Annotated in this window: 8 protein-coding genes; 3 read left to right on the plus strand and 5 right to left on the minus strand. The window is 54.1% G+C overall.

What is annotated here, in order from left to right; translation table 11 throughout:
• Positions 1-274: 274 nt before the first annotated feature.
• Positions 275-1,681 carry a glutamate--ammonia ligase gene (glnA, locus tag ABD892_RS14310; RefSeq protein WP_345196517.1) on the minus strand — a complete coding sequence of 469 codons (1,407 nt, stop codon included), beginning with the start codon at positions 1,679-1,681 and terminating at the stop codon, positions 275-277.
• A 516-nt stretch (positions 1,682-2,197) separates the two neighbouring features.
• Here glnA and thiI point away from each other — a divergent pair.
• The 3 genes from thiI to ABD892_RS14325 all read left to right on the plus strand — a co-directional run bounded on the left by thiI (position 2,198) and on the right by ABD892_RS14325 (position 6,875).
• On the plus strand, positions 2,198-3,649 hold the full coding sequence (gene thiI / locus ABD892_RS14315) for a tRNA uracil 4-sulfurtransferase ThiI (protein ID WP_345196519.1): 1,452 nt from the start codon (positions 2,198-2,200) through the stop codon (positions 3,647-3,649).
• A 33-nt stretch (positions 3,650-3,682) separates the two neighbouring features.
• Positions 3,683-4,189 carry a dihydrofolate reductase gene (locus tag ABD892_RS14320; protein ID WP_345196520.1) on the plus strand — a complete coding sequence of 169 codons (507 nt, stop codon included), beginning with the start codon at positions 3,683-3,685 and terminating at the stop codon, positions 4,187-4,189.
• Positions 4,190-4,385: 196 nt separating this feature from the next.
• Entirely contained in the window at positions 4,386-6,875 is a 2,490-nt protein-coding gene (locus ABD892_RS14325; RefSeq protein WP_345196521.1) for a hypothetical protein, read from the plus strand.
• A 7-nt stretch (positions 6,876-6,882) separates the two neighbouring features.
• Here ABD892_RS14325 and ABD892_RS14330 read toward each other — a convergent pair whose 3' ends face one another.
• The 4 genes from ABD892_RS14330 to ABD892_RS14345 form a co-directional block, all read right to left on the minus strand.
• A complete protein-coding gene (locus tag ABD892_RS14330) occupies positions 6,883-7,197 on the minus strand; it encodes a hypothetical protein (RefSeq protein WP_345196522.1) in 315 nt (104 codons plus the stop codon).
• Between the two features lie 9 nt (positions 7,198-7,206).
• Complete coding sequence (gene argA, locus ABD892_RS14335) at positions 7,207-8,559, minus strand: amino-acid N-acetyltransferase (protein WP_345196524.1); 1,353 nt, start codon at positions 8,557-8,559, stop codon at positions 7,207-7,209.
• 68 nt (positions 8,560-8,627) lie between these two features.
• Positions 8,628-9,770, minus strand: a complete 1,143-nt coding sequence (gene argE, locus ABD892_RS14340) for an acetylornithine deacetylase (RefSeq protein ID WP_345196525.1) — start codon at positions 9,768-9,770, stop codon at positions 8,628-8,630.
• Between the two features lie 688 nt (positions 9,771-10,458).
• Entirely contained in the window at positions 10,459-11,847 is a 1,389-nt protein-coding gene (locus ABD892_RS14345) for a tryptophanase (protein WP_345196526.1), read from the minus strand.
• Positions 11,848-12,151: the final 304 nt, after the last annotated feature.

Consider the following 12,151-nt stretch of genomic DNA (forward strand, 5'->3'; position numbering starts at 1 on the left):
CGGGTCATTGATTACTCACTGACCACCCCCTGTTTAAGTTGGAAATTTCAGAAGAGGCGACAACTATGCTGGCACAGGGGGCATGACACGTCTCCTAACCCAAGGAAAACCAGTGTCGTAAGTTTAGACGGAAGAATGGCTTATGTTAGGTGGTAATCAGGTGGCACTTTGCTGTCGGGATTTTACGAACAAATATCAATCCAACTCGCATCAATAAAAAAAGGGCCCCATGCAGGGCCCTTTCCTTCGTTAGCTTTTGCTGCCTACGAAGCGCTTACACGCTGTAGTACAGGTCAAACTCAGCCGGGTGCGTGGTCTGCGCCACAGTGATGCACTCTTCACGCTTCAGATCGATGTAACCGTCGATCATGTCGTCAGTGAATACACCACCTTCGGTCAGGAAGGCGCGATCCGCATCCAGCGCGTTCAGGGCTTCTTCGAAGCTGGCGGCAACGGTTGGGATCTCGGCAGCTTCTTCCGGCGGCAGGTCGTACAGGTCCTTGTCCGCGGCATCGCCGGGGTGCAGCTTGTTCTTGATACCGTCCAGACCGGCCATCATCAGGGCAGCGAAGGCCAGGTAAGGGTTGGCAGTCGGATCAGGGAAACGCACCTCGATACGACGCGCCTTCGGGCTGTTCACGTAAGGAATCCGGATGGAGGCGGAACGGTTACGGGCGGAGTAGGCCAGCATAACCGGGGCTTCGAAGCCGGGTACCAGACGCTTGTACGCGTTGGTGGAGGCGTTGGTGAAGGCGTTCAGGGCCTTGGCATGCTTGATGACACCGCCGATGTAGTACAGGGCGGTCTCACTCAGGCCGGCATAGCCGTCACCGGCGAACAGGTTGTTGCCGTCCTTGCTCAGGGACATGTGTACGTGCATGCCGCTGCCGTTGTCGCCAACCAGAGGCTTGGGCATGAAGGTTGCGGTCTTGCCGTAGGCGTGGGCGACGTTGTGGACACAGTACTTGAGGATCTGGACTTCGTCCGCCTTGCGCACCAGGGTGTTGAAGCGGGTGCCGATCTCACACTGGCCGGCGGTGCCGACTTCGTGGTGGTGCACTTCAACGCCAACGCCCATGGCTTCCATGGCCTGGCACATGGCAGCACGGAGGTCGTGGAGGGAGTCGACCGGAGGAACCGGGAAGTAACCGCCCTTGATCTTCGGACGGTGGCCGGTGTTGCCACTTTCGAACTGCTTGTTGGAAGACCAGGCAGCTTCTTCAGAGTTCACTTCGTAGGACGCGCCGGAAATGTCGATGTTCCACTTCACGTCGTCGAAGACGAAGAACTCGGGCTCAGGGCCGAAGAAGGCAGTGTCGGCCACGCCGGTGGACTTCAGGTATTCTTCTGCACGACGGGCGACAGAACGTGGGTCACGCTCATAACCCTGCATGGTGGCGGGCTCAACGATGTCGCAGCGCAGGTTGAGGGTCGGCTCCTCGGTGAAGGGGTCGATAACGGCGCTGCTGTCGTCCGGCATCAGGATCATGTCGGACTCGTTGATGCCTTTCCAGCCGGCGATGGATGAACCGTCAAACATCTTGCCGACTTCGAAAAACTCGCTGTCGATCTCGCTGGTGGGCATGGAGACGTGCTGTTCTTTACCACGGCTGTCGGTGAAGCGCAGGTCAACCCACTTGACGTCATTTTCCTTGATCAGGGCAGTGGTCTTGGCAGACATTCTTATTCCTCCGGGTTTATCTCGACCGCTAGTGTCCGGATCGGGTCTCAAGCGGTATGCGTCTGTTCGTTCCGTTGGCGACACAGCGTGCCAAAGCAATGCGAACCAGGCTCGGACTGGCTATAGCAAGGCGTGTGCCAGTTTGGTGTTTGCCCCTCAGTCCGTGTCTTTAAAGGGTGCATCTGCGGTTCCCGGGCGTTTTGTCAGTGCTGCGTGAACCAAAAAGGTGCATCTTTTTATTTTGTTGACCTGAACTGGTGCGCGGCTGGTTTTTCCGATAGTTCCGTGACCCGAAGCGGGGCAGCTGGTATAAGGGAAAACCGTTGCGCTGGCAAGCGGAAGTCAGTCTACACCCTTTAATCCCACCCCGAAATGTCTGAAAGCTGGAAAATTTCAGCGGGGATATTTACTATGCGGTCTTACTAACCATGCATCGTCTTTTTCCATTCCCTGTTCGCCTGCCGATGCTGTTTTCACAGGCACTGAAAACGCGCACCTACTACTGAAGACTCCCTGATGAAGTTTATTGTCAAACTGTTCCCCGAAATCACCATTAAAAGTTCACCAGTCCGCAAACGGTTTGTGAAACAGTTGCGCCGCAATATCCGCACGGTCTGCAAACCGCTGGATGAACAGGTAACGGCGACGGGCACCTGGGATGTCATTCATGTAGAGACGCAGCTCACCGACCGGCAGGATATTGAGCAGCTGGCGGAACGCCTCTGCTGCATTTCCGGCATTCACCAGGTGCTGGAAGTGGCGGAATACCCGCTGACGGACTTTGACGACCTCCTGGAGAAAACCGTGGCGGCCTGGTCCGGCGCGCTGGCGGGCAAAACCTTCGCTGTGCGGGTGCACCGTTCCGGCAGCCATACGTTCACCTCGATTGAGGTGGAACGGTTTCTCGGTGCCGGGTTGCTGGAGCGTGTTGAGTCGGCGGGCGTTAAGCTGAAAAATCCGGATGTCCGTGTTGAGCTGGAAATCAAACATAACCGCTACTTTATGGTGCAGCGTCGCCTGGACGGTTTGGGTGGTTACCCGATGGGCACCCAGGAGCCGGTACTGTCGCTGATCTCCGGTGGGTTTGATTCCACCGTGTCCAGCTTCCTGACTGCACGCCGCGGCATGAACACCCATTTCTGCTTTTTTAATCTTGGCGGTCATGCCCATGAGCTGGCGGTGAAGGAAGTCGCTTACTACCTCTGGAGCAAATACAGCGCGTCGCATCGGGTTCGGTTTATCACCATTCCCTTTGAAGGCGTGGTGGAAGAGATTCTGACCAATGTGGATAACTCCCAGATGGGCGTGGTGCTCAAGCGGATGATGTTGCGTGCTGCGACCGCTGTTGCCAAAGAAATGGATATTCAGGCGCTGGTGACCGGTGAAGCGATTGCCCAGGTCTCCAGTCAGACGCTGCATAACCTGGCAGTGATCGATTCTGTGACCGACATGCTGGTGCTGCGCCCGCTGATCGCCATGGATAAGCAGGATATTATTAATATTGCTGCGCGTATCGGCACCGAAGAATTTGCCAAGAATATTCCTGAATACTGCGCAGTCATTTCCAAGAATCCGACGACCTGCGCCAAGCCGGAGCGTATTGTTTACGAAGAAACGAAATTTGATTTCTCGGTGATTGATGCCGCGGTACAGAACCGTCGCAGTGTTTCTGTGCATGACATCATCGCCGATGACCTGACCCGTGAACAGGTGGAAGTGGTCAACGAGGTTGGCAAGAACGAAGTCATCATTGATATTCGCCACCCGACCGAAGAAGAGATCAAACCCTTCACGCTGCCCGGTCATGACGTGCTGACCATTCCGTTCTACCAGCTGGCGACCCGCTTCCCGGAACTGGATCGCAACAACCATTACCTGCTCTACTGCGAAAAAGGCGTTATGAGCCAGTTGCATGCCATGCACCTGCGCGACGCCGGACATGATAATGTAGGCGTATACCAGCCCTGATGTGGCAGTGATTTTCCTGGGGGAAACGATTCAATGAAACTGGCCATGATTGCCGCAGTGGCGGAGAACAACGCCATCGGCATTAACAACAAACTGCCCTGGTACCTGCCGGGTGACCTCCGTTATTTCAAGGCGGTCACCATGGGCAAGCCGATCATCATGGGGCGAAAGACGTTTGACTCCCTGCGCAAGCCATTGCCGGGGCGCACCAATATCGTGATCACCCGTGACCGCGAGTATCAGCGGGAAGGGATTTCCGTGGTGTACAGCCTGGATGAAGCGATCTCATTGGCGGAAGATGTGGCGTTGATCAACGGTTGTGAAGAACTCATGATCATCGGCGGCGAACAGATCTACCGTGAAGCCCTGCCCAAAGCCGAGCGCCTTTATCTGACCCGAGTGCACCGGAGCTTTGACGGCGACGCCTTCTTCCCTGAACTGGATCCGGCCGAATGGCAGGAAACCCTGCGGGAAGACCTCGTGGTCGATGACGAGGACGCGCTGGCCTACAGCTACCTGGTGCTGGACCGCTCCGCTTAATCGGTTTTGCAATAAGCGGACACGCTATTACTTCCTTCCCTGACCGGCTCCGGCTGAACGTTCTGATCAGGCGGCGTCGGGTACCGCAGCGCTTATACTTTTCTGAGTAACAGGATTTTCATCAGGGTTTTGTCATTCTGGCCACTCAGGATGGGGGCTATGGCGAGACCCGGGGTATCAGGGACAGTCATCGGTTATGCCGCCCTTAGATGGTATTCGTCCAGTCAGGTTTTCGCGGGTTTTCTCTCAGGATACCTGGGATCGGCTTTGCCAGAAAAATGCCACCCTCAGGGATATCACCGCGTCCAGGCAGGCGGACATAGCCCTGTCCAGCCGTTCTGTCCGGCATCTCCTGAATAGCCTTCCCTCCGGACGTCACGTTAGCCATACACAGGGGCTTGGCACCTGGTTCTCGCGATTGTTCCGGCGCCGCCGGCGGGAAGAGGTTGGGCTGAAAATGTTTAAGGCCTATATCGCCAGCCTTCATGATGACGAGGGTTCGGTGAACCCATATAGCCTGGTGCATGAATCGTCGGTTGAACTCAGTGATCCGGAACATTTCAGAATTGCCTGTGCGTTTGTGGCCGCCGGCGTGTGTCGTTTTGATCGGCGTGGCAGGCTAGTGTCAACGGACAAGGCGATCGACAGGGCGGTTGTTGAGCAGATTGATGAACGGGTGAATGGATCGGTAACGCGGCTGGCCTATGCATTTATTGCGCTCAATAAACCGCTGCCCAGTGGATTTGTTGAGCTGTGTTTCAAACCGCACATTGTTTCAGCGATGGTTGCGCATACCGGTGTGTCGACAGCGGAATCCGTTGCCGTGCTGGATGATCTCATGGCCAGTCATGCAGTCAGCATTAAGTGTGAATCGGATGTCACGCTTGAGCATGTCATGGAGCTGAAGAACCGGTTACGGCATATGGGCCTGATCGAAGACGCAGAAAACGATGGGATAAATGAGGGGACTAAACCCAGGCCCGATAATAAACCGCGCTTGCCCACACCAGAACCTTCGCAACACTATCGGTGTGACAGCGATGATGCCTGGTTGATTCGCTACCAGGTTGAGAATCACCGTTTTCTGAAATTCGGCAGTGACTTTGTAAAACGTATTCAGCGCTGGGGGCAACGCAACAAGCGAATTATCGGGCTGGAAGTGGTGGAAGTGTTGACCTTTGCCATAGTGACAGGTGTCACGACAGGCGGAATTGGCACAGCGGTTTATTTTGGCAGCAAGCTGGCCTACAAGTTGCTCCAGATAGGCTGGGGCGCGTTGATGGATACTATAAGAACCCAGTTGAATAAGATCAGGCTGCGAAGGGTGGAAGCGGGTGTGGCCCGTTTGTCCTGCCGGTCAGGAGAGCATCTGGATAGCCGTGAACTGAAGGATATTGCGTTACTGGATGCCGTGGAAGACGATGAGGACGATAAAACGACGCGTTTTCTCCGGTTTACTGAATCCCTGCCGGGCAACCGGATTACTGAAGACAAACACCGTGCGGTCACGCGATTGCTGGACAGCACTGAATACTTTGCCAGAAAGCGCAGCTTAACCCGCATGGCAAACCTGATGCTGGATATGAAACAGCAGACTGACGCGTTGTCCGAGCAGGGTGTGACGGCGGGTGACAGTGTCAAAGACAGCGTGCGTTTCCAGCAGTTGCAGGCAGTGGCACGAGCACACTCAGAGCGTTTTGGGGAGGCTGTCCGTGATTATGACCAGATGATTGTCGCGAGTGTCCAGAAAGTCACGGCGCTTAATGACACGTTTGAGCAACAGTTCACACCACTTTGGGAGCCGTTCAAGGAGATGCCCGCGGAGCAGGTGGGGGCGCTGTTCAATGAGGCTGCCGGCCATTCTTCTGTCAGGGGGCGCTGGTATTTGCCTAAGGAAGACAATTTCGGCTGGATTCAGTCCGTTGTGAAAGAGGAACCAGGGAATGCCAGCTCGCGTCGTATCCGGGAGTGTATTGCTGAGGCGGTTGCTTTACAAAATCAGACACCGCAGGATCACAATGTGACGTCCAACAAAGTGCGGCGCAAGGTGGTGCAGGCAACACTGGAAGGGCGGGATCTGTTGATCAGTTATGCGCGGTCCCGACTACAGCTGATGGGTTTGGTCTGGGTTCGGGCCAAGTTTTATGCACTGGTTGACCGGGTAATCTCTTTGCCAGCCAGCCTGACGTCCGGTGGCTCCGTCGGTGCCGCGTTTATCAAGCCCATCTTGTCACCAGTGTGGGCAGCGGTTTATGTGTTTCTTTATGTCGCTGAGAAAGTCACGACGGCGATTAACAATAAACGTAATCGGAAGCGTAATCAGGCTACGCAGGAACGCATTAATGCTGAGGGAAACAACAATCTTTCATTGTCAGTCGATGACTGGCTAGCCATGCGGCGGCAGGCCAAACACCTGGGGCCAGATTATGTGAAAAATGTGAAGCGGCTGATGAAGGTGCTGGATACCATGCAGGCATTATCCGCCGAACAGGCTACGTTGGATAAAGCGTCACCGGAATACCGGGACTTTTTGGTCAGAACCGCCGCTGCCATGCTTCGCTACAAGATGTTGATGCATGAATTGCAAGCCCAGCTTTATGGTGCCGTGGGCCTTATGCATCATGCCAGCATGCAGTATAAGTCACAGTTTGACCGGCGGTTGCAATGTATACAGGTCGCGGACTAGAAGGCCATTACTTGAACCGAAACTGGTAACGCAGGCGCAGCTCGTTCATGAACTCCAGCTCATCCGGAAAGATATTGTCGCGGCCTTTCTCGTTTTCCTGGCGATCTTTCATTCGCTCGCGGTTTTGTTCATCTTCAATGTCAAAGGCGGTTTCGGGGCGCGACTGCGTGGTAATGGAGAGCTCAAACCACTGGTTTTCGTTGAAGCGGAAAATCGGCAGGGCGCTGTCGGTTTGCTCAGTGGCAGCGGCATAGCCCTGACCTGCCACTGCGAGCAGCAGGGGAATCAAAAAACGGGTGGCATAACGCCGAATCACAACCATAGCAATCTGTTACTCCGCTTGGGCGATGGCAACCTCACTGGTCATGGCGACGTGTTTGACAAAGACTTTGGATTTCCGGTCCTTGTTGTACAGGGCGCGCTTCTCTTCGGGGAGTGCGCTAAGGGGCGCCGGGGTGAAACCGCGTTCAATAAACCAGTGAGCTGTCCGTGTGGTTAATACATAGAGATGCGTAATACCCTGTTGGACAGCCTGCTGTTCAATTTGTTCCAGCAGGATATCCCCACGGTTACCATTGCGATAGTCCGGATGAACCACAACGCAGGTCAGCTCGGCCGATGTGGCATCCGCAAACGGCAGCAGTGAGGCGCAGCCGATGATCATACCGTCACGTACCGCAACGGTGAAGCGGCTGATCTCACGCTCCAGTGCCTTGCGGGAGCGGCGTACCAGTACGCCTTTCTCTTCCAGCGGCCGTATCAGCGCAATGATACCGCCAATGTCGTTGATGTTGGCCGGACGAATGTGTTCATAGGCATCCATGTCCCGGGTGATCAGGGTGCCGTCACCCTCACGGGTAAACAGTTCCTGCAACAGTGAACCGTCGACGGCATGGCTGACAATATGGCTGCGGTTAACGCCGGCGTTACAGGCCTCGACGGCCGCGGACAGTAACCGTATGCCTTCCTGGTCCGTCATGACTTCCAGCCATTCACGGGCCATGGAAGGGCGCATGGTCCGGAGTATCCGGCCATCATGATCGAGGATACCGGGCTGGTTGCTGAACAGGATCAACTTTTCCGCATTCAGTCGTGCAGCGGTGCTGGTGGCCACATTTTCCACGGGCAGATTGAATACCTCGCCGGTCGCCGAATAGCCGAGGCATGAAAGGAGCACGACATTGCCCTGATCCAGTTGCTGCACAATGGCTTGCTGGTCGATGCGGCGCACTTCACCGGTATGCAGGAAGTCAATGCCGTCGACAACCCCCAGTGGACGGGCTGTGACAAAGTTGCCGCTGACAACACGGATACGTGAACCGTGCATGGGCGAGTTGATCAGCCCCATGGAAAACTGGGATTCAATTTTCACCCTCAGGCTGCCCACGGCCTCCTTGACGCACTCCAGCACCGACTTGCTGGTGACACGCTGGGTGCCCTGGAAGCGGCAGTTAAGTCCGCGTTCCATCACCCGCTGGTTGATCTGCGGGCGGGCGCCATGAACCAGTACCAGTCGTACACCGAGGCTACTCAGAAGCGCAATATCATTGACGATATTGGCAAAGTGCGTGTCCGCCAGGGTCTCACCACTGAGCATGATCACGAACGTCTTGCCACGGTGGGCGTGGATGTACGGTGACGATTGCCGGAAGATCTTCACGTAGTCGCTGGTTGAGGTGTCCACGGGTGCGCCCTGTTTTCTATCGTTTGTTCTGTCCGGGTTCCGTTGTCCGGAAAATGCTGCTGTGCCGGTTACACGCAATAGCGTCTGATCAACTGTCTGAGAAGATCAATCGTCGGCTTGATTCTGTCAAGTGCCAGGTACTCATCCGGCTGGTGCGCCTGGGCAATATCACCGGGGCCGAGGACGACGGTTTCCATGCCGAGAGCGGACAGGAACGGCGCTTCTGTAGCGAATGCAGCGGTGGTGGCACTGTAACCGGTCAGTTGTTCGCAGGTCTTGATTAGGTCGGAGGTAGCTGGCGTCATGAACGCATCAATGCTGTGTGTCAGAGGTTCCAGCGATACCGTGACGCCCCGCTCTTTAGCGACAAGTGACGCACAGTTGAGGATTTCCCGGCGGATATCCTCCGGCTTCATACCCGGTAGCATGCGGACATCAAATTCCAGTTCGCAGTGGCCGCAAATCCGATTGGGGTTGTCTCCGCCGTGGATACAGCCCAGGTTCATCGTCGGAACGGGAACGGCGAAGGCCGGATTGTTGTAGCGCTGCTGAAACTCGGACCGCAGCAACAGGATACGGTTGATGACGTCGTTCATCGCCTCCATGGCATTCCGCCCCAGAGAGGGGTCGCTGGAATGACCGGATTGTCCGGTAATCGACAGGCGCTCCATCATGGCGCCTTTATGCATGTGCAACGGCTGCAGGCCCGTAGGTTCACCGATCACGGCATAACGTGCCTTGGGTTTCCCTTCGGCCGCCAGCGCCCGTGCACCGTTCATGGAAGACTCTTCATCAGCGGTGGCCAATATAATCAGCGGCTGCTGGAGTTGATTGGCTTTCAGGTCTTGAATGGCTTCAAGGATCAGCGGGAAAAAGCCTTTCATGTCACAGACGCCAAGGCCGTAAAGCCGGTTATCAGCCTCGGTCAGCGTGAAGGGATCGCTTCGCCACAGTGACTCATCACAGGGCACGGTATCGGTATGCCCGGCCAGTACCAGACCACCGGGGCCGCTGCCCAGTGTGGCAATCAGGTTGGCCTTGCCCGGTTGGCCGGGAAGTGGCTGGATATCACAGGCAAAGCCCAGTGCGCTGAACCATTCCGCCAGGGTGTCAATGACGGCACGGTTGCCCTGATCCAGTTCCGGGCGGGTGGAGCTGATGGAGGGGAGGGCGATAAGCTGGCGAAAACCGTCGATGAGTCTTGGTGTCATGGCAGTATCTATTGACCTTGTTGAAATACTCAGGGTGCAGTTTGGTTGCGACGGCAGTTAAGTTCAGGGAGAGATCAACCTTTGGAAAATACAAGGCCAAATATAAGAACCCGCCTCATGGTGTTATTAAAGTGAGTAGACCGATAACACGACCCAAAATGTACACACCCTATGTTAATAGTATTGACTTTACCTACTTTGTTGCTAGCTAAAAATATTTGGATGGCACGAGTCGTGGCATTGAAACTTTCTGAAGGCATTGCCTCGGAAGCGGTCTCATGCTCACAATAAAAACAGCTATAAATGAAAAAATATTCCAAATGAATTTGCTCTTTTTGTGTGAGCAGAGTACTGACGAATAGGAAATACTGCACTTTCGAAGGGGGTGCTGTTTGCCTGTTTGAAATGAACCACCCTCCATGGAGTGGCAACGGTATAGCTGCATGAGCCCATGCAATCGAACGCTCTTTTCGTTGGCATGTAAAGCAGAGTTACTTATTGTCGTGTATTTGTGTCTCATTGAGGAAGCGTCTGTACTGGTGATGATAGGTTACGTTGCAGTTAGGACACAGTTAGAAAAAGCGTATTGTACACATCCTCACTAGAATGAAGAGTTCATGCTGGATTATATCTTAAGCGTCAAGCTTTTCGGGTTTAGCAGAAGCGAGTGAATACCGGTAGTCTCTGATTACTCAATGGGTTTCATATGCGAGAGGAAATGGCGCAAAACGGGGGGTTCATACTCAAACGTTACCCCCTTTATGCTGTCACGGCGCTGGTAGACAGCGATTAATGCATTTGCGATGTAATCCATATGGTCATTGGTGTAAACCCTCCGTGGTATTGCCAGGCGCAACAGTTCAAAGGGGGAGGGTTTTTGTTCGCCCGTGATTGGATGACGGCCAAGCAAAAGCGAGCCAATTTCTACACTGCGCACACCACTTTCCAGATAGAGTTCATTCGCCAGTGCATGAGCAGGAAACTGGTCTCCAGGAATATGTGGCAACATCATAGCGGCGTCGACGAAGACGGCATGACCACCGGTTGGATACTGGATTGGGATGCCGCTGCTTCGAAGCCGCTCACCCAGGTATTCGACTTGGCCAATGCGATAGCTCAGTAACTCCTCATCTGTACCTTCTTCGAGTCCGACAGACATTGCCTCCATATCGCGCCCAGCCAGACCGCCATAGGTCACGAAGCCTTCCATTGGTATGCAGCGGACCTGACAGGCATGGAACAATTCATCATCATCGCGAATACACAGTAATCCACCAATATTGACCATGGGGTCTTTCTTGGCTGACAGCGTCAACATATCAGCATAACTGTACATTTCATGGATGATCGCTTTGAGCGATTGATTACGATAGCCGTCTTCCCGTTGTTTGATGAACCAGGCATTTTCACAAAAGCGTGCGGAATCAATGATGACGGGGATTTGATTTTTGCTCGCGATACTGCTGACAGCTTTGATATTGGCCATTGAGATTGGTTGACCGCCTGCACTGTTACAGGTGACAGTAATGATGATGCCCGCTACATTCTCTGCGCCGTTTTCCCGAATCGTCTGCTCCAGGGCGTCAAGGTCAAAATTGCCTTTCCAGTCATAATAAGTGGTGGTCTTTAGGGCGAATGGTGTAAGGGTGTTGATCGCTGTAGCCCCATTGAGTTCTACATGGGCTGCGGTGGTATCAAAGTGATAGTTGGAGATGAATACTGGTTTATCCCCTGTCATTCGTTCCAGCAGGCAGGGAAACAGAACCTGTTCGGCACCACGTCCCTGATGTGTAGGTATGATGTGTCGATAACCGAATATTTCCCGTGCACGTTTTTCAAGATGGGAATAGTTACGACTGCCGGCATAGGATTCATCCCCCAGCATCAGTCCGGCCCACTGCTTATCACTCATGGCACTCGTACCGGAGTCTGTCAGCAGGTCAATGTAGACATCATCACTTTGGAGAAGAAATGGGTTGTAGTATGCCGCTTTAAGCGCCTTCTGGCGGTCTGCCAGTGTTGTCATTCGGATCGGTTCAACCACTTTAATGCGAAAGGGTTCGGGAATACGTTTCAATGTTTTACTCCAGGATTAAAGCGTGAACATGATTAAGTGCAGGGTTGCTTTTGTCAGTGAATTGATTTTTCGCCACAAACATCATTTCTTTAGATGAAGTGGCTGTTTTGACAGAGCGTCACCAGCAGGTGCTGACTCAGTACCTGCCGATTGAGAATGCGACTATGGGTTACCATGGATACAGGCTTTGAGAGTGGTTACGAAGTTAAAGACATCTTCGTAACGGTGTTTGTCAACATAGTTGTCGCCCCAACTCAAGCCGCTTTCTTAAGTTGATCAGCTGAAGATCTGTCGGGATTAAGCC

It is taken from the genome of Kistimonas scapharcae, from assembly GCF_039540975.1.
GTDB lineage: Bacteria > Pseudomonadota > Gammaproteobacteria > Pseudomonadales > Endozoicomonadaceae > Kistimonas > Kistimonas scapharcae.